20 protein-coding genes and 1 riboswitch are annotated in these 22,516 nt (G+C 37.3%); of the genes, 18 read left to right on the forward strand and 2 right to left on the reverse strand.

The features are described from left to right. Positions 1 to 271 precede the first annotated feature (271 nt). From hisS to AB3K24_RS04425, 9 genes are all read left to right on the forward strand, one after another. Positions 272 to 1,570 (forward strand): histidine--tRNA ligase, encoded by a 1,299-nt coding sequence (gene hisS / locus AB3K24_RS04385; RefSeq protein WP_367973982.1) that lies wholly within the window; start codon positions 272 to 274, stop codon positions 1,568 to 1,570. Then, on the forward strand, positions 1,570 to 3,336 hold the full coding sequence (gene aspS / locus AB3K24_RS04390; protein ID WP_367973983.1) for an aspartate--tRNA ligase: 1,767 nt from the start codon (positions 1,570 to 1,572) through the stop codon (positions 3,334 to 3,336). Before hisS ends, aspS begins: the two co-directional genes overlap by 1 nt. 132 nt (positions 3,337 to 3,468) lie before the next feature. Continuing rightward, positions 3,469 to 4,335, forward strand: coding sequence for a YitT family protein (locus AB3K24_RS04395; protein ID WP_367973984.1), 867 nt, complete (start codon positions 3,469 to 3,471; stop codon positions 4,333 to 4,335). A 93-nt stretch (positions 4,336 to 4,428) separates the two neighbouring features. Next, positions 4,429 to 5,250 (forward strand): peptide-methionine (S)-S-oxide reductase MsrA, encoded by an 822-nt coding sequence (gene msrA / locus AB3K24_RS04400; RefSeq protein WP_367973985.1) that lies wholly within the window; start codon positions 4,429 to 4,431, stop codon positions 5,248 to 5,250. Between the two features lie 56 nt (positions 5,251 to 5,306). After that, positions 5,307 to 5,397: riboswitch (TPP riboswitch) on the forward strand. Positions 5,398 to 5,547: 150 nt separating this feature from the next. Then, positions 5,548 to 6,051, forward strand: a complete 504-nt coding sequence (gene thiW / locus AB3K24_RS04405; RefSeq protein ID WP_367973986.1) for an energy coupling factor transporter S component ThiW — start codon at positions 5,548 to 5,550, stop codon at positions 6,049 to 6,051. Between the two features lie 77 nt (positions 6,052 to 6,128). Then, positions 6,129 to 7,574, forward strand: a complete 1,446-nt coding sequence (locus tag AB3K24_RS04410; protein ID WP_367973987.1) for a cryptochrome/photolyase family protein — start codon at positions 6,129 to 6,131, stop codon at positions 7,572 to 7,574. 100 nt (positions 7,575 to 7,674) lie between these two features. Next, a complete protein-coding gene (locus tag AB3K24_RS04415) occupies positions 7,675 to 8,715 on the forward strand; it encodes an FtsX-like permease family protein (protein ID WP_367973988.1) in 1,041 nt (346 codons plus the stop codon). Between the two features lie 7 nt (positions 8,716 to 8,722). Further along, positions 8,723 to 9,394: an ABC transporter ATP-binding protein gene (locus tag AB3K24_RS04420; protein WP_367973989.1), complete on the forward strand. Its 672-nt coding sequence runs from the start codon at positions 8,723 to 8,725 to the stop codon at positions 9,392 to 9,394. Positions 9,395 to 9,519: 125 nt separating this feature from the next. Then, positions 9,520 to 10,161, forward strand: a complete 642-nt coding sequence (locus AB3K24_RS04425; RefSeq protein WP_367973990.1) for a YcjF family protein — start codon at positions 9,520 to 9,522, stop codon at positions 10,159 to 10,161. A 289-nt stretch (positions 10,162 to 10,450) separates the two neighbouring features. Here the strand turns inward: AB3K24_RS04425 and AB3K24_RS04430 are convergent, their stop codons facing one another. Next, entirely contained in the window at positions 10,451 to 11,854 is a 1,404-nt protein-coding gene (locus tag AB3K24_RS04430; RefSeq protein ID WP_367973991.1) for an amino acid permease, read from the reverse strand. A gap of 126 nt (positions 11,855 to 11,980) precedes the next feature. After that, positions 11,981 to 13,528: a PucR family transcriptional regulator gene (locus AB3K24_RS04435; protein WP_367973992.1), complete on the reverse strand. Its 1,548-nt coding sequence runs from the start codon at positions 13,526 to 13,528 to the stop codon at positions 11,981 to 11,983. A 145-nt stretch (positions 13,529 to 13,673) separates the two neighbouring features. Here AB3K24_RS04435 and AB3K24_RS04440 point away from each other — a divergent pair, with 145 nt between their 5' ends. The 9 genes from AB3K24_RS04440 to xerD all read left to right on the forward strand — a co-directional run bounded on the left by AB3K24_RS04440 (position 13,674) and on the right by xerD (position 22,496). After that, positions 13,674 to 14,939 carry an MFS transporter gene (locus AB3K24_RS04440; RefSeq protein WP_367973993.1) on the forward strand — a complete coding sequence of 422 codons (1,266 nt, stop codon included), beginning with the start codon at positions 13,674 to 13,676 and terminating at the stop codon, positions 14,937 to 14,939. Positions 14,940 to 14,985: 46 nt separating this feature from the next. Next, positions 14,986 to 16,482: a carboxypeptidase M32 gene (locus AB3K24_RS04445; protein WP_367973994.1), complete on the forward strand. Its 1,497-nt coding sequence runs from the start codon at positions 14,986 to 14,988 to the stop codon at positions 16,480 to 16,482. 29 nt (positions 16,483 to 16,511) lie between these two features. Next, complete coding sequence (locus AB3K24_RS04450; protein ID WP_367973995.1) at positions 16,512 to 16,955, forward strand: ASCH domain-containing protein; 444 nt, start codon at positions 16,512 to 16,514, stop codon at positions 16,953 to 16,955. 92 nt (positions 16,956 to 17,047) lie between these two features. Then, on the forward strand, positions 17,048 to 17,233 hold the full coding sequence (gene rpsU / locus AB3K24_RS04455; RefSeq protein ID WP_010017424.1) for a 30S ribosomal protein S21: 186 nt from the start codon (positions 17,048 to 17,050) through the stop codon (positions 17,231 to 17,233). Between the two features lie 214 nt (positions 17,234 to 17,447). Continuing rightward, entirely contained in the window at positions 17,448 to 18,059 is a 612-nt protein-coding gene (locus AB3K24_RS04460) for a MarR family winged helix-turn-helix transcriptional regulator (protein WP_367973996.1), read from the forward strand. 54 nt (positions 18,060 to 18,113) lie between these two features. Beyond that, positions 18,114 to 19,883 (forward strand): ABC transporter ATP-binding protein, encoded by a 1,770-nt coding sequence (locus tag AB3K24_RS04465; protein WP_409201748.1) that lies wholly within the window; start codon positions 18,114 to 18,116, stop codon positions 19,881 to 19,883. 313 nt (positions 19,884 to 20,196) lie between these two features. Further along, positions 20,197 to 20,640 carry a GatB/YqeY domain-containing protein gene (locus AB3K24_RS04470; RefSeq protein WP_367973997.1) on the forward strand — a complete coding sequence of 148 codons (444 nt, stop codon included), beginning with the start codon at positions 20,197 to 20,199 and terminating at the stop codon, positions 20,638 to 20,640. A 93-nt stretch (positions 20,641 to 20,733) separates the two neighbouring features. Beyond that, on the forward strand, positions 20,734 to 21,600 hold the full coding sequence (locus AB3K24_RS04475; protein WP_367973998.1) for a CvfB family protein: 867 nt from the start codon (positions 20,734 to 20,736) through the stop codon (positions 21,598 to 21,600). Beyond that, the gene (gene xerD / locus AB3K24_RS04480; RefSeq protein ID WP_367973999.1) at positions 21,600 to 22,496 is read left to right on the forward strand and encodes a site-specific tyrosine recombinase XerD; all 897 of its coding nucleotides are present in this window, start codon (positions 21,600 to 21,602) and stop codon (positions 22,494 to 22,496) included. The genes AB3K24_RS04475 and xerD overlap by 1 nt, the downstream gene beginning before the upstream one ends. Positions 22,497 to 22,516 lie beyond the last annotated feature (20 nt).

Genomic DNA, 22,516 nt, shown 5'->3' on the forward strand with positions numbered 1-22,516 from the left:
TTTGGACAAGTAGAAATTTTGCGGATGATGCAAGCAAAACGATAACGTGATTTGCGACACCTTGGAGGTCACTGTTGTTTAAGGCAGTGCGTGGTTGCGCGATAAGCAGACCAAGAGATACATAAATGTGTATCAGTATTTAAGGTGGTACCGCGCAAAAGCGCCCTTAACGAGCAGTCGTTTGGGGGCGCTTTTTTCAGGTTAAATATTAAAATTTTAAAGGAGAACGTTGTTACCTTAGGATAACTGATGATAGCAACGGTTAAATAAAATGGCAAAATCAACATTTCAACGACCAAAAGGAACGGCCGACTTATTACCGGACCAAACAGCACAATGGCAGCATATTGAAAGTATCGCGCGTTTATTATTTGGCGATTATCATTTTAAAGAAATACGGACGCCAATATTTGAAAATTTTGATGTCTTTTCACGATCAGCAGGAGATACATCTGATGTTGTGACCAAAGAAATGTACGATTTTCATGATAAAGGTGAGCGTCATATCGCGTTACGTCCTGAAGGAACGGCTGGCGTTGTGCGTGCATATGTTGAAAATAAATTATATGGCCCAGAATTTGACAAACCTTATAAAACCTATTATATGGGACCAATGTTTCGTTATGAACGTCCGCAAGCCGGTCGTTTTCGTCAATTTCATCAAATCGGCGTCGAAGCATTTGGATCAAAATCACCTGCTTTAGACGTTGAAATTATCGCAATGGCTGTCGACTTATTTAAAACATTAGGACTTAAAAATTTAAAAGTAGCCATTAATACATTAGGTGATCAAGCCTCACGATCAGCTTATCGTCAAGCTTTGATTGATTATTTAAAACCACATGTTAATGAGCTATCGGCTGATTCACAAAATCGTCTAGAACAAAATCCATTACGCGTTTTGGATTCAAAAGATCCGCGCGATAAAATATTTGTCGCTGGTGCACCAGTCATATTAGATTATTTATCTGAAGAAGCCATGCAACATTGGCAACAAGTACAGGAAATGTTGCAGGCGCTAAACATTAATTTTGATATTGATGCCACAATGGTTCGTGGTTTGGACTATTACAATGATACAATATTTGAGATTATGACGATTGATGACAGTTTGAAAGGTGCTGCCACAATTGCTGGTGGCGGCCGTTATTCTGGACTAGTAGCAGAATTCGGTGGGCCAGAAACACCTGGTGTTGGCTTTGGCATTGGAATGGAACGCCTGATAAGTTTACTTAACGCGCAAAAGGTGACGCCAATAATTGATGACAGCTTAGATTTTTACGTGGTTAACATTGGGGAAGATACGGACGTTGCGGCAATGCAGACATTGCAAGCTATTCGATCATTTGGCTATGTTGCAGAACGCGATTATCTTGGTCGTTCTGCCAAGGCGCAGTTTAAAAGTGCTGACCGTAACCATAGCAAATATGTTGTGACAATCGGTGATCAAGAATTGGTTGACCATGTTGCTAATGTCAAAAATATGGCAACTGGCCAGCAGCAAACTGTAAAATTAGCAGATTTGTATACAGACTTACCAACAATCATTGCTTCAGAAGGAGATAAATAATGAAACGAACAACATATGCAGGATTAATAGATGAAAAATATCTTGGGCAAACGGTTACTTTGTCAGGATGGGTACAAAAACGTCGTGATTTTGGAGATCTCATTTTCGTTGATTTGCGTGATCGTGAAGGCATCGTTCAGTTGACCTTTAGTGCGATGAATCAAACTGCATTATTAGTGGCAGAAGAGATGCGTAGTGAATATGTGATAGCAATTACCGGTTTGGTTGTTAATCGAAATGATAATCAAGTCAATAGCAAAATTCAGTCTGGAAAAATTGAAATTAATGTTACTGATGCAAAAATTTTAGCCACTTCGAAAACACCACCATTTTATATTGAAAACGGTGTTAATGCTAACGAAGAATTGAAATTAGAATATCGCTACTTAGATTTACGACGTCCAGAAATGCAACAAAATTTGCGCATTCGTTCAAAGATCATGTCGAGTGCGATGCATTTTATGGATCAAAATGACTTCATTAATATTGAAACGCCAATTTTAGCAAAATCAACACCTGAAGGGGCACGTGATTACCTTGTCCCATCACGAATCTTTCCTGGCTCATTTTATGCATTACCACAATCGCCACAGTTGTTTAAACAGCTTTTAATGGGTGCTGGATTTGACCGTTATTTCCAAATTGCACGTGCATTTCGTGATGAAGATTTAAGAGGCGATCGGCAACCAGAATTTACGCAGTTGGATGTTGAAATGTCATTTATGTCTGCTGATGAAATCCGTGATTTGGTAAATGCTTGGGTTAAGACTATGATGCACGATGTCATCAATTTTGATCTCAACACAGCAGAAATACCAACGTTGACTTGGCAAGAATCAATGGCTAGATTTGGTACAGACAAACCTGATTTACGTATTGCTTATGAATTAAAAGAGATATCATCTATTGTCAAAACGTCAGATTTTGGTGTTTTTGCTAATGCAATCAAAGCTGGTGGTGTAGTTAAAGCTATTGCTGTCCCAGGTGGTGCGGATAAGTATTCACGTAAAGACATTGACAAATTGGCACAGTATATTGAACGTTTCGGGGCTAAAGGTTTAGCTTGGCTAAAAGTGACTGATGAAGGACTTACGGGACCCATTGCAAAGTTTTTCCCAGAAGCTGCTGACTTAATTGCGGCAATTGGTGGAAAAGTTGGGGACTTATTGTTATTTGGTGCCGGCCGGGCTGATGTGGTTAACGCAACTTTGGATTACCTGCGTCGTCAGACAGCTGAAGAATTAGAACTAATCGATCAAGAAAAGCCATGGGCTTTTGCTTGGATTGTTGATTGGCCATTATTTGAGTATTCTGAAGACTTTGATCGCTGGATTGCAGCGCATCATCCATTTACCATGCCAAATGAAGAAGATTTACATTATTTGGACGAAGGTGAGGATCCTCATCAAGCGCATGCACAAAGTTATGACTTAGTATTGAATGGTTACGAACTGGGTTCAGGTTCAATTCGTATCCACAATATGGCGGTTCAAGAAAAAATGCTTAAGGCACTTGGGTTCACACCCGAAGCAGCACATGAAGCGTTTGGTTTCTTGCTCGAAGCCATGGCATTTGGTTTCCCACCAATGGGCGGAATTGCGCTAGGATTAGATCGTTTGGCAATGTTACTGGCTGGACAGAAAAATATTCGTGAAGTGATTGCTTTCCCTAAAAATTCTCGTGCTACTGAGCCTATGACAGAAGCACCAACACGTGTGGACGGGAAACAATTGAATGCACTTGGTTTGTTTGTGTCAGAAGTTTAATCATCAAAATATAAAGATGTTATAATTACAGCATAAAGAATTTACAAATTATAACGCTTATTTTCTAACGTTCACTAGCAAGACAGTTAAAATACTTTATTTAAAAGGAATGTACGAATAAGTACAAAAATCATGCAAAAATTTTTCCATAATTTTATGAAACATCGTTACACTGGCCGCGTTGGTGGTGCCATATTCTATGCCGTGATTGTTGCTGTTGCAATGAACTATTTTTGGCGACCAGGGCACGTTTATTCGTCCGGTTTTACAGGATTTGCGCAGCTCGTTTCAACATTAACAGGTGGGAGAATACCTGTCGCATTAGCATTAGCACTGGTCAATTTACCCATGTTAATTATTGCGTGGTGGAAACTGTCTTGGCGATTTGCAACTTTTACAACGCTAGCAGTGCTATTGAGTGCCGCACTAATGCCGCTATTTGATACCACACGTGTGTTAACACCTGATCCGTTAATTAACGCATTATTTGGTGGTGCTTTAAATGGGATGGCAGTCGGAACTGCACTCAGGTATGGGGTAGGTACTGGTGGTCTTGATGTCATTGGCATGCTAGTGAAAAAGAAGTTCGATCTTAAAATGGGACCGGTAAATCTAGGCTTTAACGCGTTAATTATGATTGGTGCCGGCTTAACTTATGGTTGGAAGTATGCGCTTTACTCTATTGTCGGTGTTATTGTGAGTTCGCGGATGATTGATGCCTTCTTTACACGACAACAGCAAATGCAAGTTATGATTATTACGACAAAACCTCAGGAAATGGTACAAGGTATTTATGATAAAATGCGGCGTGGCGTCACAATTATTAATGACGCGCGTGGGGGCTATACTGGTGAAGATCGTGCGGTGTTGTTAACTGTTATTACACAGCAAGAACGTTTTGAATTACGGGAAGCCATTAAATCTGTTGATGATCATGCTTTCTCATCAACTTGGAAAATTGAACATACAGTTGGTCGATTCTATGAACCAGAATTATAAAAATAATTAAGGTGTTGATAGCGTTAGTTTGATAATCATGAGCGCTTGGACAGTTAAATATACTGAAAAAATAGTATACAGGTGGTGTGACATATGCGTTTAAATCCAGATGACATACAACAAGAAATCTATAATTTAATTCTGAATCCTGCCACAAGGGAATGGGAACGCGATTTGCTAGTACAGGCAAAAGACGACCAGTCTGGCGTACGTTTTAATGAACGCCTTGATGTACTAAATAATGGCCTGAAACCTTTAGCTACAAGAAATAATTTGACACCAGATGTGATGGATTTTTATTTAAAAATAAATGGGCAACCACAAAAAGATTCGCAAGATAAACTGGATCTGCATGCTGCATCAAATCCACCTTATCAAGAGCGTGCAATTTTTGCTGGTGGCTGTTTCTGGTGTATGGTGGAACCTTTTGATACACGTCCTGGTATCATAGCGGTTATTTCAGGTTATACTGGCGGTAACTGGCAGTCACCTACTTATGATCAGGTTGTTGGGCAGTATACTGGACATGTTGAAGCAGTTGAAATATTATTTGATACGCGATTGATAACTTATCAACAATTAGTTACTATTTATTGGCAGCTGATTGATCCAACTGATGATTTAGGTCAAATTGATGATCGTGGTGATAATTATCGACCAATTATTTTTGTAAATAGCGCGCAACAACGACAAATTGCTGAGCAATCAAAGCAAGCAATCATTGCGTCGCAACGTTATTCACGACCAATTGTGGTAGCAATTGAAAGCGCCACCACATTTTGGCCGGCTGAAAACTTTCATCAAGATTTTTATAAAAAAAATAAAGTGCGTTATCGAAAAATAAAGCATGCACGACAACTATATTTGTTTTTACAACGCTTAACTAACAAGGCTCATAGAATATTTAAAAAATAAATCGTATATTAATTTGATGTGGCTGATGCGCGAAAGATAGTTATATGATACAATAGTTTTTGTACTAGGGGCGCCGGAAATGGCTGAGAAGAACCCTTTGAACCTGAACCAGATTATACTGGCGTAGGAAAGTGCTACACTGATGACTTTTTAGGTAGCATTTTTCTCTAGTATGAGAAAAATGCTTTTTTATTGTGGTGAATTTATAATGCAATTGTAACATCACTTTAAAAAAACAATCCGTATCAGTGACGATAGTTTTGAGAACTAAACCAATCATATTAGGGAGCTCATATAATGACTGTACAAATCAAGAAAATAACTATTGTGACAATCATGGTAGCATTAGATGTTGTGTTATCACCAATTTTTAGAATAGAGGGCATGGCACCAATGTCAAGTGTGATGAATATTATTGCGGGTATCCTATTAGGACCGTTTTATGCTGTGATTATGGCAATCATTACTGGTGTTATTCGAATGATGGTATTAGGTATACCGCCATTGGCGTTAACTGGTGCGGTTTTTGGTGCTTTTGGTGCCGCAATTTTTTATAAGTATGGCCATCATATTTTTTGGTCTATGTTTGGCGAAATTTTAGGAACAGGTATCGTAGGTTCGTTATTATCATACCCAGTTATGGTTTGGTACACTGGTTCTCAGCAAAGTATGTACTGGTTTATTTATACGCCACGTTTTGTTGGGGCAACTTTGATTGGTTCAGTCATCGCTTATTTTATTTTAGGTAGGTTAACAAAAATTTCTGCTTTTAAAGATGCACAAAGCATATTTTTACATTAAAAAAATGCACGTCATTATGATGAAAAAGTGTCGTTAACTTGCTAGACTTTAAATAATTTACGGGTTACGATAGAAATATGGAAAAAAATTTGAGTCAAACAAGTGTCATGTGGTTTCGTAGGGATTTAAGAATAACTGATAATGTGGCTTTGGCAGAGGCAATAAAGTATAGTGACAAGGTGTTACTGATTTTTATTCTAGATCCACAGCAAGTAAATAAACGAAGTACGGTTAATCAAAGCGCATTTTTTGCTAGTGTTAAACAATTGAAAGATGATTTAATACATAAAGATATTCATCTTCAGATTTTACAAGGTGATTTAATATCGGTTTTTAGCAAAATAAAGCAGTTGCTGCCTAACTGGCACAACCTTTATTTTAATAATGATGAGAATGGTTATGGTAGGTTACGAGATCAAAAAGTGGCAAAATACTGTCGAGAAGTGTTAGGTGTTAGCTCACATTCATTTGTTGATTATAATTTACATGGGGCAACTGAAATTAAAAAAGATAACGGGGAAAGCTATAAAATGTTTACCCCATACTTTAAAAAATGGCTTCAGTTACCAAAAAAAGCACCTATTCAAATACAATTTGATGATATACGTCAAAAAAATATGAGTTTATCACTCACAAATTATGATGGGCAATTGAATCAACTCATCAATGAACATCACAAATATGCAGTGATTGATCAAGTTGGTGAAGCATCTGCAAATAAACTATTAAAGGCGTTCATTCAAAATAAAATAAGTTATTATGAAGAAAAACGCGATAATCCGATGTTTGACGGTACGAGTCACTTGTCAAGATATTTGAGAACGGGTGAAATCTCTATTAGAACAATTTATGAAGCTGTCAGACAAGCACCAGATGGTGATGGACGTCTCACGTTTATAAAAGAACTTTGTTGGCGAGACTATTATAATATGATTTATGCAAATTACCCTGACCAACAAACGCATGCTTTACGATCTGAATTTCAAAATATTGTTTGGAAAAACAATGCAGTAGACTTTAAAAAATGGCAAACTGGACAAACTGGTTTTCCACTTATTGATGCAGCCATGAGACAGCTCAATACGACGGGATGGATGCATAATCGTTTACGAATGATTGTTGCCTCTTTTTTAACAAAAGATTTATTAATTGATTGGCGCTGGGGAGAGGCATATTTTCGTGATATGCTAGTTGACTATGACCCAGCAAGTAACATTGGTGGGTGGCAATGGGCAGCATCTACAGGCACAGATAGCGTACCTTATTTTAGAGTATTTAATCCAACGTTGCAATCAAAAAAATTTGATCCAAAGGGGCAGTTTATTGCCAAGTTTGTGCCAGAATTAGCGCGTATAAAAGGACAAAAAATTCACGAGCCAAATTTATTAACATTGGTTGAACAAAAAGAATATGGTGTTAAGTTGGCATTAACTTACCCATCACCAATTGTCAATCATAAACTTGCTAGAACGCGAGCCATTGCTGTCTATGAGGAAAGCAAAGATGTTTTTAATAAGGCTTAGTAAACTTATTTTTACTTTTGAAAAGGGTTATTAATAGATTTTATCAAGCGATAAGTGTAAACTGATTGTACAGTAAAAATTTGTATATGAGGAGATATCAATGTTTTTAGCCATTAAAGAAATACGATATGAAAAGTTGCGATATGGATTAATTATTGCACTCATATTTTTAGTCAGTTATTTATTGATTATTTTAACCGGCTTGTCATCAGGTTTGGCCAATCTCAATAAGGCGGCTATTAATGAGTGGGGCGCTAAAACAATTATTTTAGATAAGGACTCTGAGGGGCGATTAAGTCAATCATTTTTATCTGCTCAAACACTCAAATCTACTCAAGGAACGCAGATTTCGCAATATAGTTCGTTGGTCAAGTCTGACAAGGATTTAAAAGAAAATGCCCAAATCATTGCGTTGCCTAAAAAGTCATTTGTTTATAAAAATTTAAAAGTGACACAGGGTGATAAGTTTTCAGCTAAAAACACAGCTTTTGTATCAGATGTTTTTAAAAATGATGGGTTTAAAATTGGGGACAAATTACAAGTAGCTAACTCAAATGTAAAATTAAGCATTGTTGGTTTTACACCTCGTGCAACGCTGAGTGTGTCACCGGTTATTTATACATCGTTTGAGACAATCAAACCAATTAATCGTGGTGTCATCAGTGCTATTTTAACGCTAGACGCCCCGGGGAAATTGGCAAAATCCAATAACACTTTAGCGATGAGCATGAATCAATTTATTAATAAATTACCGGGATATCGTGCTCAAAATTTAACCTTTAATTTTATGATTGGTTTTCTGTATGTTATTATTTTTATTGTTATTTCAATTTTTTTGTATATTTTAACGGTCCAAAAATTACCAAATTTCGGTGTCCTCAAGGCACAAGGCATTTCAACCAGTTATCTTGTGTTAAATACGTTGGTCCAATCGTTAATTATGTCAGTTATTGGCGTCGCTTTAGCTATTATTATTGGTGCAATAACTGCTATGATTATTCCAAGTGAAGTACCAATTATGATTAATGTGTCTAATATCTTATCAACGAGTGTTGGCGTAATCATGATGTCGTTGTTTGGTAGTATTATTCCAGTTCGTCAAATCACTAAAGTTGATCCGTATACAATTATTGGAGGTTGAATAGCATATGGCAAATTTTGTTTTTTCATCAGTTAGTAAAATATTTGGCCAAAATACCAGTGAATATGTTGCCTTGGATAAGGTTAATTTTGAGGCAAAGAGCGGGCAACTGATCGTTGTTGTCGGACCATCAGGTTCTGGAAAAACGACATTTCTGACAATTGCCGGTGGGTTACAGACGCCAACGTCAGGCAGGGTGATGATTAGTGGCCAGTCAATAACCGAACTCACAAAAAAAGCGCAGGCGCAGTTGAGACTAGAAAAGATTGGTTTTATTTTACAATCTTATAACTTGGTACCATTTTTATCCGTTAAAGAACAGTTTACTTTAATTCATAAGATTAAAAAAGACAACATGTCAACGCATGAGTTGAATCAATTACTTGATGATTTAGGCATTCTTGCTTTAAAAGAAAAATATCCTAGTCAGCTGTCTGGTGGTCAAAAACAACGTGTTGCCATTGCACGTGCATTATATACTAATCCCGAATATATCTTAGCTGATGAACCAACAGCGGCTTTGGATACAGAACGCTCATTAGAAGTAATGATGCTCTTAAAAAAATTGGCACATCAACATAACAAATTAATTATTGTTGTAACGCATGATTTACGACTCAAAGAAATGGCTGATAAAGTATATCAAATTATAGATGGAAAAATGTCTACTTTATCATAAGATGTGATAAAAAATAAGTAGTCAGATGAAGCAGCAAAGTGGAAATCATTCTGTCAAGTATGGTAAATTTAACATTGAAGCAGAGTATTGTATATTATTGATAATTTGAGGAAAGCAGGTATTTTATGAAGAAAAATCGTCAAAATAATAACGTCGAAATTAATTCAGATGAAGCGGAGTTTAAATCATTTTTTTCAGATGTGTTAAAACAAATGCCAACTAAAACATCAAAAATTATACAGCATACCTTTGATAAATCCAGAGTTCAAGCTGAAAAAGTATTATCTAAGAGTCAACATCAATTCAAACGTACTTTTTCAGAATTTTTAGTTGGTGTAGATGATCAAACTAAAATAAAATGCCATCGAATTATTCATGCAGCCTCTCTAAGTGCAGCAATTGTTGGTTGTTCACCAATACCGTTTTCGGATGCTTTTTTGCTCGTACCTATCCAGCTCACAATGATGTCACGATTACACAAATTGTTTGGCCAATCATGGTCGGCAAGTGTAGGAAGGAGTTTATCTAAGGAGCTTGTAGTGGTTGGCTTGGGCAGGAGCGCTGTTGGTAATATCATCAAGTTTGTTCCTGCTGTCGGCACTGTGGCAGGCGCCGCAATAAATGCATCTGTGGCTGTGTCCATCACGGAAGCTCTGGGATGGACAACCGTGAAAATGTTAAATGATGGCGAGGATTTATTTGAACAAGCGATGTCTTTTAGAGGCCAGTTTAATATCTTGTTTAAAGCATTGTATAAATCAAAGTAGCAATAATCTATTCAGCTCTAATGTTTGTTTGAAAGTAGCCGTAATTTGTCGTTGTCCCGTGTAATTGCGGCTAAAAAACCTTTCATTTGCTGTTAATATAAAATTAATAAACAAAAATTTCTCATTGCTATTGTTTTCAAATCATAACAAAATAATAATTATCATGTTTGAGTCAGTTTCCGGAATTGAACCCGGTGATTGGCTTTTTTAATTTTATTTCCGTAATAAAATACCCGAAATGTTAGACAACATTTCGGGTATAAGGCGTGCTATTTTAAAGTGTTTTTAATTATATATCAGTAGCTACCTTTGCAAACTTTCGATGAGCTAGATACCCAAAAACAATGGTAAATATAACAGCACCAATAGCAGATACGCGAGAATCTGATTGGAAGAATAGACTGAAATAGATAGCAACAAAGAATAGTAATGTCAGGGGACTTGTGAATTTATATCCTGGCATTGTAAAGCCATCTGGTAGATAGTCAGATGATTCACGGAACTTGCGATGGGCATACATTGTCATAGCATAAACAATAATGTACATGTTTGAAGAAATTGATGTGATGAAACTAAATGCAGAAGTAATTTGTGGTATAGCATTAATAACGGGTGAGAGTAGTACTAATACTGCTGTCAAAAGAATTGCATTAGCAGGAACCCCATGTGTTGAAATTCTGCTAAAGTGAGACATGAGTGGTGTCTTTGAGTCCTCTGCGAGTTGATAAAAATGACGACCAGCAGAATATATTGCAGAATTTAAAGCTGAAGCAGCAGATGTCAAGACAACAAAGTTAATGATAATAGCGGCGGCTCGTAAGCCAGCTAATTGGAATACCATAACGAAAGGACTTTGATCTGGTGTTCTGGCAATAACGTGCCAATTAATAATTGACATAATGATAGTCATTGCCCCTAAATAAAAGATTAAAATACGAATAATAATTGTATTAATGGCCTGTGGTAACACAGCCCGAGGATTTTGCGTTTCAGCTGTTGTGATGCCAATGAATTCCATACCTTGAAAAGCGAAGAAAACCATCGGGAAAGCAGCAATGAACATGCTTGGACCATTTGGGAACATTGAGAAATTGTGTGTAATGTTGCTAAAGGATGCAACCGTGTGGCCACCTGAAGCAGGGGCTTGAAAGCCAGTAAAAATCAAAACCAAACCGGTAACAATCATGGCAACAATTGCAATAATCTTAATCATGGCAAACCAGTATTCTGTCTCACCAAAAATTTTAACGGCAACCAAATTAATTAGTGTTAAAACAGCTAAAAAGGCAATTTGTATGATCCAAGTTTGCCAATGCGGGAACCAAAATTTGACATAAGTTGAAACAGCGGTTAACTCGGCCATTGCCACGAAAACTAAACCGATCCAGTATGACCAACCTGCGAAATAACCAGCACCAGGACTAACGTACTTACTGATAAAGGAGACAAATGTATGCTGCGAAGGATCTGCGTACAACATTTCGCCAATACCACGCATCATAAGGAAGAAAAAGGCACCTAAAACAGCATAAACAATTAAAATTGATGGACCAGTACGGGCAATAGAATTACCAGCACCTAAGAAAAGTCCTGTTCCGATGGTACCGCCAATCGCAATCATTTGGACGTGTTTCTTTTTGAGACCACGTTTAGTGCCATCAGCGTTTGTTGTGATATCTGTCGACTCGATCATATAAATGAACCTCCCAATTTGTAAATGACTATGAAAATAGTCGTTGAAACTATACTATCATTTTCATCATTTTTTACTCATTTAAAAAGCACAAAAAATATTTTTTGTTTTGTGCAACATGCACAGTTAAATCAATAATAATGCCAATTGAATATCCGCAAGGACATCCGGCATGTCTAAGTCAATCTCTAATAGTGCGCTAATGCGTTTAAGACGATAATTAATTGTGTTGCGATGTACAAATAGAGCTGTCGCAACAGCAGTGACGTTTTGATGTAAAAAAATGTAGCTTTTTAGCGTTTCCAATAATTCCGGATTTTTTAAAATCTTACCCAACGTTTTTTCTACAAAAACATCACGTTCTTGTGTGGGTAGTAGATGTAGCAATTCTTGTGCATTTTTTGGTCGAAACTGCATGATTGGGTGTTGACTCGAGGTTAATTTTAAGGCATTATTTGCTTGATCATATAGGTCCGCTAACTTATGTATAGGCTGAGCAATTCTTGAAAAACCAATTGTAAAAGGATAATGTAGTGCTTTTTGCAATTTTAAAAATTGAAATAATTGTTTCAAAAATTGCCGTGTATCGATATCTTCATCAATCAGTAGTACAAGCTGCTGACTATGCGAAAAGGTTAGGACTGGCAAATGGTGTTCGGAAATAAACCACCGTACGAGTTGTTGGCGAATTTCAAATTGATGTGATTCTATGATTTTATTTTGTTGAACAAAATCTATTATGGCCACACGAAAACATTGTTTGTTGTCAATATTTGCATCGTGTAAATAATTATCTATGGCCGTATCGCTTAAGCCACCTTGCATCACATTCAAGAAAAATCCGGAACGGTTACGAAAATCAGTTTCGTTTAATAAGTCCGTTCGAGAATTAGCGAGGCCTAAGGTATTCATTACTTGTTGTTGTCGTAACATTTGAAAATCTGATGGTTCTGATTCGTTGACAACAAACGCAGCAAACGCTTTATTTTCGTTTAACGCTGAAAAAATTGGTAAGATATCAATCTGTTGATGATTAAACGTCATGCGCGTTGCTGTTGATAAGTTAAGATAATCGATACCAGATTCATGGCGCAAATAATATGTTAAAAATTCACGTTGAGCAACCCACTCACTACTAGCATATATTGCTGTAAAATGAGAATTCAATAAAGCCAGTGGTGTTTTTAACACTTTAGCACTTTGATCAAGTAAATGTTGATAGGTAATGTTTTGCGCGTTTAAGTCTGATAATCGCTGGTTAATAGCGATGATTTGCCGTAGTTCAGTATTTTGTGTTTCCAAAATAACGGCTGTGAGACGCTTGACCGTTAAAGATAAAAAATCATCCGCAGGTGTCCAAAGTATAGGAACAGCTAATTTATCTGCTAAAATAACAATGTCTGCTGGTAAGCTAGATATGTAACGGCCTGATTTGATTGCAATGCCGCCTGCATTTATGTCATGCATACCAACAATGAGATCATGTAATAAACGCGGATTTTTAGTAAAGTGAAAACCAGAAGTCACTAATAATTGGCCTTCAAAAAGGAAATCCTGAATATCGGGTGCATCGATCATACCCACTTGGGATACATCACGAGATAAACCGCTGACACCAGCAGCGACTTGAATGTTCTGAAGTGACGGGTGTTTTAGTATATCGTTTAGTTTCATTATTTTAACCTCATAATTTTATTGTTATTCTACCGTACTTGTCTATTATGCACAAGGATTATATAAGTATTATGCAATGCGTACGAAGACGTTCATGCGATAACATGTTAAATTACGTCATAACAGGGTTGTAGGAGGATTGATTATGCGATCAGAAAAGAAAATTATTAGTAACGTCCTAAAAGGATCACTAGGCAATTTAATTGAGTGGTTTGATTGGTATGTTTATGCATCTTTTGCAGTTTATTTTGCACCATCATTTTTCCCGTCACATGATAAAACGGCTGAGCTACTTAGTACAGCTGCGGTATTTGCAATAGGTTTTTTGATGCGTCCGTTAGGTAGCTTAGTGTTGGGGAAATATGCGGATCAACATGGCCGACGAGCTGCATTAACGCTGTCAGTGCTTATCATGGCAAGCGGCTCATTTGTTATTGCTCTTACACCAAGTTACGCTCAAATAGGTATTTTTGCACCAATTATTTTAATTTTAGCACGTCTATTTCAAGGTCTATCTTTAGGTGGTGAGTATGGCACTTCCGCCACCTATTTGTCAGAAATGGCCAGTGCTGGGCATCGGGGATTTTATGCATCATTTCAATATGTGACACTGATCAGTGGTCAATTGATTGCTCTGGGTGTTCAGATTATTTTGCAAATGACAATGACAGAAATAACTTTGATGGCATGGGGTTGGCGTATACCATTTTTTATTGGCGCTATGGGAGCACTTGTGGTGCTAATATTACGATTGAGCATGGAAGAGTCTGATCAGTTTATGGCTCAAAGTAAGAAGGCAAAAGGCAATTTGCGTGAATTGATGCGCTATCCGAAGGCGATTTTAACGGTGGTTGGTCTCACATTAGGCGGTACGATTGCTTTTTATACTTATACAACCTATTTACAAAAATTTATGATTAATTCTGTGGGTTTGCCAAAACAACAAGTTGCTTGGATTAATTTTGTAGCGCTGTTTATTTTTATGATTTTGCAACCGTTGGCAGGCGCACTTTCTGATAAAATTGGCCGTAAGCCATTACTGTTTTGGTTTGGTGGCTTAGGAACTGTATTGACGATACCAATCTTAACGTTGTTATCACATGTTAAAAGCGGTTGGGCAGCTTTTGGCCTGATGATGGCTGGCCTAATTATCGTAACGGGTTATACATCAATCAATGCTATTGTTAAAGCAGAGATGTTTCCAACTGAAATTAGAGCGCTGGGTGTTGGCTTGCCTTATGGTTTAACTGTTGCTATTTTTGGTGGGACTGTTGAATATGTCGCCCTATATTTAAAAAAGATAAATCATGAAAATTGGTTTTTTATTTATGTTACGCTGGTGATCGCGATTAGTTTGGTCGTTTATTGGCGAATGACAGACACAAAACACACTTCTAAATTAGATGAATAAATGATAAGATAATTATAAACAAATATTTAATTTATTAGGAGTAAATATGACGACACAGCAAGATTTATTTGAATCAGTTAAGGAGCAAACAGTATTATCGCAACTTTCAGCACTTTCAGGTTGGGATGCCTTAACGGGCATGCCAAAGGATGCTGGACACTTTCGAGCGGATACTGATGCTTATTTGGCTGAAAAGTTATTTCAGGTAGCAACGGGCGATAAAAGGCGCCAAATTTTAACAGACTTAACCTCTGATGGACAGGCATTAAATGAATTGGGCCAGCTCGTGTTGAAAAAGGCACGCGAAGATTTTGAAATCACTGGTAAAATTCCTCAAACAGATTTTGTTGCTTTTGAAAAAACGCTTTCTGAGGCACAAGATTATTGGTCAAGAGCACGCGAAGCAAACAACTATAACATTTTTAAACCTTATGTTGAACGCATTATTGGTTACTTGAAACAGTTTATTCCTTTGTGGCAAAAAGAAGAAGCAACGCCTTATGATGTGTTGCTTAATCAGTATGAACCAGGTTTAACGGTCAAAAAATTAGATGACATATTCGAACAATTAAAGGTGGGCATAACGGCTTTAAGGTCGCGATTGTCTGTGTCAGGTACAGTACCCGAAAACATGTTTTTATATCGTGAAGTGTCTAAAAGGCAGCAAAGTCAATATGCCATGTCAGCCGTACAACGACTAGGTTATAATTTAAATAAGGGGCGTTTGGATGATACAATTCACCCTTTTATGGAAGCTTTGAATCGCGATGATGCGCGTATAACGACGCGATGGGACGAAAAAAATTTTCAAATGGCAGTGCTTGGTATTTTTCATGAAGCAGGGCACGGCGTATTTGAACAAAACGTTGATCCAAAATATGATGATGCACGTGCTGTATTGCCAATCAGTATGAGCATCCATGAATCTCAGTCGTTATTTAATGAAGTCATTATTGGCCGTTCAAAAGAATTTTGGACATCGGAATACCCGAAACTTCAAGCGACTTTTTCACCTGTATTAGATGATATTTCAGTGAATAAATTTTATAAAGGGTGGTTAAAAACGGATGCAACTTTGATACGTACAGAAGCTGACCCACTAACTTATCCGTTGCACATCATTATTCGTTATGAAATTGAAAAAGCTATTTTTAATGATCATGTCGACCTGGCTGATTTGCCAGCGCTTTGGCAAGCCAAATATAAAAAATACCTTGGCCTAGAGGTACCAGATGATTTAAACGGTATTTTACAAGATATCCATTGGGCAGGCGGATCATTTGGCTATTTTCCAAGTTACGCTTTGGGACACCTATATGCTGCGCAATTTAAGGCAACAATGGCTAAGACGCTTGATTTCGAAGCTATTTTTAAATCAGGTGATTATTCACCTATCTTTGATTGGCGGCAAGCACATATTTGGCAGCATGGTGGCGCAGTGGATCCAAATGAAATTTTGGAAAATGCGACGGGTGAGTCATTGAATCCAAAATATTGGCTTGATTTTATGACAAAATTATATGAAGATGCTTATCAGTTATAACTTTATCGGTATTATTATAGGAGAAAGACATGGCACACGAGCAAATTTGGCTTGATTTTATGACGGAATTTCCAATTTTTTCTAATAGTCCACGTACGTCATGGCAGTTTGGTGTTGATCCAACGGCGTTGGCACAATTAGTCATTGCAGGCAAAAAAACAGCCACTTCAAGTTATTTTTTGGATTACACAAATGATAATGAAATAGTCCCCACTGTCGGTCATGTGAATTTAATTTTAGACAATGCCGCGCAACCAAAGGTAATTACAGTCAACACAAAAGTTGTCTTACAACCTTACAAACAAGTTGATGACGAAATCGGTTATTTAGAGGGTGAGGGGACACGAAATTTGGCTTACTGGCATAAAGTACATGCGCCTTTTTTTAGTGATGTGGCGCAAGAAATTGGACATACTTTCACGACAGATGATTTAATAGTCACAGAGTTTTTTAAGGTATTGAAAGTTTTATAACATTGACAACAAGTATTATTTCTGATAGAATTAGTGAGTATTTACAGCATGTCGTTAAAACGAAATAAAATGCGAGAGAGGAGGGTTATCACATGGCAAAGGTCATCGTACGTAAGAGCGAGTCTTTGGATGATGCATTGCGTCGCTTTAAGCGTGGTGTTTCAAAAGACGGTACTCTCCAAGAATACCGTAAGCGCGAATACTATGTTAAGCCTTCAGTTGCTCGTAAATTGAAGTCTGAAGCAGCACAAAAGCGTAACAAGAAGAAGGGCCGTTAAAGGTTCTAAACGTCACTTTGGTGGCGTTTTTCTTTTGCGTCAAAACGACTGAAGTATAAGTTGTAAGGAAATGTCACGCCTTACAATTTTTTTACATCAATTAGTTAGTTTCTAATTGACTAAACTAACTAATTGATGTAAACTGAATTTATATTAAATTAGTTAGTATAAAAATAAATAAACTAAATAAAATAACCGACAAGAGGAAATCAAAATGAATAATCAGACATTATTTAATGAGTTGGGCGAATTAGTCCAACAGCCACTAATTTGGTTGGCTGCACAGCATAGCGTTGGTGGCGGTAACGGGCGATCGAATAACAGTCATCGCTTGTTACGTATTTTGTCGGAAACTGATAAAGAATTAACGGCCGGTGCAATTGCTGAAATTTTAGATATTCGCCCAGCATCAGTTACAGCTTTAATTAATAAACTTGCAACTGACAGCTTAGTTGTTCGTGTGAAAGATGGTAATGATGCCCGTGTCGTTAAAGTTAAAATTACAACAACTGGTCGTCAACAATTGCAAGATGTTGATGATTCACGTCAAGGATTTCAAGAATCGCTATTCAGTGTTTTAAATGATAACGAACGTCTACAACTTGCTGAAAGTTTGCATAAATTAAATACACATGTGGCTTCGGAAGAATTTACAGAACAATTGACGAAAAATATGGATAAGCATCGCAAGATGATGTTTGAACACTTAACCAAAGCACGTGGTCATCAGAATGATCATATGCGACGAGGATTGAGTCAATTAAAACGTCAAATAGATCGTGAAACATTTGATAAGCATGAAGGGCATTGGCCGTGGTGGCCTTAATTTCATAACTGAATGACCCATGTTTCAAAAAATAGACATATCGAGGACATAACTATGAATGACAATGGAACCAGGGGTGCCAGTAGGCGGCCTAAAAATAAAGGGAAATTTAATTGGTCACATTTTTTTGGTTTAATCAAAATGGCTCATCCGCAATGGCGGTATTTAGGCACCGGATTAATTTTGGGTATCGTCGGTGTCGTTGGGAATTTAGTGACGCCGGTTTTTGCTAGTCAAATTATTTCAACCTTCAAAGATGGTTTGAACAAGCAATTAATCACTGTGGCATTGGCACTTTTTATTGGCGCTGCCATAGTGACTTCTGTTGGTAATTTCTTGTTAGGCGTTGCCGGTGAACAAATCGTACAGAATTTGCGCAAAACATTATGGGATAAATTAGTTGTTTTAAAAGTTAAATATTTTGATGAAGTCAAGTCTGGGGAAATGATTTCTCGTTTAGTGAACGACACGTCACAAGTTAAGAATCTGGTAGCCAATAGTTTTCCTAATTTTATCACGGGAATCATTCAATTATTAGGTGCTGTTATCTTAATGTTTATAGTAGACTGGCATATGGCATTACTTATCTTAATTGCTATTCCACTAGCCGCAGCGACTATGGCGATTCCTATGATTTGGGGTTGTAAAATTGGTAGAGCGACACAAGACGGCATTGCTGAATTTAGTGGGCAATCTACTGACACACTATCTGAAATACGTTTAGTTAAATCGTCTGGCTCTGAAAAACAAGAACTAGAACGTGGACATCATCAAATTACGCATTTATTTAAATTAGGACGTCGTGAAGCTATTATTGATGGTGTATCACAGCCTTTAATGACTATGGTCATGATGGGTGTATTCATGATTATCATCGCGTTTGGTGCTTATCGCATTTCTCAAGGAGACATGACGACAGGAAAATTAATTGCTTTTATGATGTATTTATTTCAAATGTTACCACCAGTTGCGACCATTGCAACGTTTGCAACGACTTTGGCCAAAACGCAAGGAGCAACTGAGCGAATTGGTGATATTCTTGATGAAGCTGGCGAGGATTTACAAGCTGGTGACATAATTGATGTGACAGGTAAGATCTTGTCTATGAAACATGTGACCTTTGGTTATAAAGATGATGAACCGATTTTATATGATATCTCATTTGAAGCTAAACCCAACACAGTTATTGCTTTTGCTGGTCCTTCGGGTGGTGGAAAATCAACAATATTGGGGTTATTAGAACGATTTTATATGCCTAACGCTGGTGAGTTTAAGATTGGGGATATTAATGTTGATCAAATAAGTTTGGCATCATGGCGTAACCAAATTGGTTTTGTATCACAAGATTCACCAATCATGGCGGGCAGTATTCGAGATAATTTAACCTATGGACTTGTTGCTACTTATACAGACAATCAGCTTTGGGAAGTACTAGCCCTTGCTTACGCCAAAACATTTGTTTCGGAGATGAAAGATGGCTTAGATACGGAAGTTGGTGAACGTGGGGTTAAAATATCTGGTGGTCAACGCCAACGGTTAGCGATTGCACGTGCATTTTTACGCGATCCAAAAATTTTAATGTTAGACGAAGCCACTGCATCGCTTGATTCTGAATCGGAGTCGATGGTCCAGCATGCGCTTGAAAAATTGATGCAAAATCGCACAACGTTAGTTATTGCTCATCGTTTGTCAACAATTGTGACTGCGGATAACATATATTTTATTGAACAAGGTACAGTAACTGGTTCCGGGACGCATCAGGAATTATTAAAAAGTCATGCGTTATATGCAAAATACGTTTCTGAACAAGTAGTTACCAGCTAACAGGCAGTTGTTTGGCTAATTTGTTAAAAATAATGAACACAATCCTGTCACGCGTCGCAAGAATCGCGTGCTTTTTTGTTGCTGAATTCATAGTTTGACTCTTTTTCGATGTATGCAGTCAAGCAGTTTATGGCAAAAAGTAATGTGCCAGTAAAAAAATGATAACGTGGTCATATGATAAAAGTCCATACAAAAAGAAAAACGCTATTTGTGTTACAATATTCTGTGATAGTCAGAATATTAAATGTAATAAAATGCGCGCATGTTCATACAAAATAGAACATGAGCATTTATGGTAGAAAGAAGAGAAAAAATGACATTACTAGAAACCCTTAACTCTGATATGAAGCAAGCTATGAAAGACAAAAATAAAGGTGCTTTGTCAGTGATTCGTATGGTTAAATCAACTGTTATGAATGAGCAAATTAGTTTGGGACACGATTTGACATCAGACGAAGAATTGACAGTCTTATCACGTGAGGTAAAGCAACGTAACGAATCTTTGTCCGAATTTGAAAAAGGTAACCGCGAAGATTTAGCAGTCGGTATTCGTTCAGAACTTGCCATTTTAGCAAAGTATTTGCCGGAGCAATTAACTGAAGAAGCAGTTCTAGCCATTGTTCAAGCAGCTGTTACCAAAACTGGTGCAACCTCATTAAAAGATATGGGTAAAGTCATGGGAATTGTGACACCACAAGTAAAAGGAAAAGCTGATGGTAAGTTAGTGGCTGATCTTGTCAAGTCAACATTATCGTAAAAATTGTTTTTTTTATAGATTATGTTAACTTATCCATGGTAAACTAGGTTACTAAAGAAAAAGCACGTGAAGTTGCGTGTCAGAGGAAAAATAATGACAAATCCAGCAGTTGGAACAATTATAAAAGCAGATGTGACAGATGAAAACGATCGTTACTTTTTTGCTCAAGTAGACGGTAATACATATGAAATTGATAAGTCAGAACTTGAAAAACCCCTAAAAATAGGTGGTTTGGTAACAGGGTTTGCCTACGAAAATGAAAATCATAAATTTCAGATAACAAAGCAACTGCCCACAGTACAAAAAGATGTTTATGGTTGGGGAACTGTTGTAGCTAATCGACATGATTTGGGTGTTTTCGTAGATATTGGGTTGCCCAACAAGGATTTAGTTGTATCGTTAGATGATTTACCAACAATTTCAACTTTATGGCCACAAAAGGGCGATAAATTGATGTTGGCTATGAAAGAAGACAACAAGGGTCGACTATGGGGTGAAATTGCGCAGCAATCAATTATTGATGCTGTTTCTCGTCGTGCACCGCAAGAATTAAAGTCAAAAACAGTTAAAGCAACTGTTTACCGTAATAAAATGGTGGGGACGTTAGTCGTAACAGACGAGTACTATCTTGGTTTCATTCATCCCTCACAACGTGATGATGAACCACGTTTGGGACAAGTTGTTGATGCACGTGTGATAGGCGTCCGTGAGGACGGCGCGCTCAATTTATCATTGAAGCCTTTAGCCTATCAAACGATGGATGAAGATGCACAATTCTTGTTGTTGCAATTGCAACGTCGGGCTGACCACTTCTTGCCATTTAATGATAAAAGTAATCCAGAAGCAATTAAAAGACAGTTTGGATTTAGTAAAAGCCAATTTAAACGCGCCTTGGGACATTTGTATAAAGACCGTGCCATAGAACAAATTGATGATGGTATTAAGCTAATCGAGAAATAATGACACATAATATAGATAACGCGATTGCTGACTATTTGCATTACATACGAATTGAGCGTGGCCTGTCGGATAATACCATTAAAAGTTACCATCAAGATCTACAGCAGTTTGCGCTTTATGTGACGACTGAAGACTTGCAATTAAATGCTATTGACCATATTGTCATATTGACTTGGTTAAACCATTTACGCGAGCAAGGTAAGTCCAATAATTCAGTGATTCGAATGGTCACGTCGTTGCGTAAATTTTTTGGTTATTTAGTGCAAGAAAAACTTGTGGTGCATAATCCAATGACTGATGTGAAGCCACCAAAAAAAGCGGCACATTTGCCATCTGTGTTAAGTGTTGCAGAAATTGATGATTTGCTTGCCGTGCCAACTGAGAAAACACCCTTGGGTGTACGTAACCGGACACTAATTGAAGTACTATATGCTACTGGTCTACGCGTGAGTGAACTGGTTAATTTGAAAATGAGTGATTTACACTTGCAACTTGGTTTGATTCAAACCATTGGCAAAGGTGATAAGGAACGCATCATCCCAATTGGAGAAGTTGCTGCAGAGTGGTTAGAAAGATATTTTTATAATAGTCGTTTGATGTTATTAAAAGATGGTGAGTCACCTTTTGTTTTTTTAAATGATCGTGGCAGCCAACTGAGTCGACAAGGTGTTTGGAAAATTATCAAAAAATTAGTTTTAGAAGCCGGTATTAATAAGAATGTTTCGCCACACACACTGCGTCACTCATTTGCAACTCATATCCTTGAAAATGGCGCGGATTTGCGAATTGTGCAAGAATTGTTAGGACATGCAGATATTTCGACGACACAGATTTACACGCATATTTCCAAAAAAAGGCTGAGTGAAGTGTATGATAACTTTCATCCGCGCGCATAATTTTTACGAATAAGATGCAG

Origin of the sequence: Leuconostoc aquikimchii, from assembly GCF_040838325.1 — a bacterium.
Lineage (GTDB): Bacteria > Bacillota > Bacilli > Lactobacillales > Lactobacillaceae > Leuconostoc > Leuconostoc aquikimchii.

Bases quoted from the DNA above. Each gene is read 5' to 3' on its own strand.
- AB3K24_RS04450 (WP_367973995.1), top strand. From the start codon at position 16,512: ATGGCACACGAGCAAATTTGGCTTGATTTTATGACGGAATTTCCAATT.
- msrA (WP_367973985.1), top strand. From the start codon at position 4,429: ATGCGTTTAAATCCAGATGACATACAACAAGAAATCTATAATTTAATT.
- hisS (WP_367973982.1), top strand. From the start codon at position 272: ATGGCAAAATCAACATTTCAACGACCAAAAGGAACGGCCGACTTATTA.
- AB3K24_RS04410 (WP_367973987.1), top strand. From the start codon at position 6,129: ATGGAAAAAAATTTGAGTCAAACAAGTGTCATGTGGTTTCGTAGGGAT.
- xerD (WP_367973999.1), top strand. From the start codon at position 21,600: ATGACACATAATATAGATAACGCGATTGCTGACTATTTGCATTACATA.
- AB3K24_RS04420 (WP_367973989.1), top strand. From the start codon at position 8,723: ATGGCAAATTTTGTTTTTTCATCAGTTAGTAAAATATTTGGCCAAAAT.
- rpsU (WP_010017424.1), top strand. From the start codon at position 17,048: ATGGCAAAGGTCATCGTACGTAAGAGCGAGTCTTTGGATGATGCATTG.
- AB3K24_RS04440 (WP_367973993.1), top strand. From the start codon at position 13,674: ATGCGATCAGAAAAGAAAATTATTAGTAACGTCCTAAAAGGATCACTA.
- aspS (WP_367973983.1), top strand. From the start codon at position 1,570: ATGAAACGAACAACATATGCAGGATTAATAGATGAAAAATATCTTGGG.
- AB3K24_RS04470 (WP_367973997.1), top strand. From the start codon at position 20,197: ATGACATTACTAGAAACCCTTAACTCTGATATGAAGCAAGCTATGAAA.
- AB3K24_RS04430 (WP_367973991.1), bottom strand. From the start codon at position 11,854: ATGATCGAGTCGACAGATATCACAACAAACGCTGATGGCACTAAACGT.
- AB3K24_RS04415 (WP_367973988.1), top strand. From the start codon at position 7,675: ATGTTTTTAGCCATTAAAGAAATACGATATGAAAAGTTGCGATATGGA.
- AB3K24_RS04425 (WP_367973990.1), top strand. From the start codon at position 9,520: ATGAAGAAAAATCGTCAAAATAATAACGTCGAAATTAATTCAGATGAA.
- AB3K24_RS04395 (WP_367973984.1), top strand. From the start codon at position 3,469: ATGCAAAAATTTTTCCATAATTTTATGAAACATCGTTACACTGGCCGC.
- AB3K24_RS04445 (WP_367973994.1), top strand. From the start codon at position 14,986: ATGACGACACAGCAAGATTTATTTGAATCAGTTAAGGAGCAAACAGTA.
- AB3K24_RS04435 (WP_367973992.1), bottom strand. From the start codon at position 13,528: ATGAAACTAAACGATATACTAAAACACCCGTCACTTCAGAACATTCAA.
- AB3K24_RS04460 (WP_367973996.1), top strand. From the start codon at position 17,448: ATGAATAATCAGACATTATTTAATGAGTTGGGCGAATTAGTCCAACAG.
- AB3K24_RS04465 (WP_409201748.1), top strand. From the start codon at position 18,114: ATGAATGACAATGGAACCAGGGGTGCCAGTAGGCGGCCTAAAAATAAA.
- thiW (WP_367973986.1), top strand. From the start codon at position 5,548: ATGACTGTACAAATCAAGAAAATAACTATTGTGACAATCATGGTAGCA.
- AB3K24_RS04475 (WP_367973998.1), top strand. From the start codon at position 20,734: ATGACAAATCCAGCAGTTGGAACAATTATAAAAGCAGATGTGACAGAT.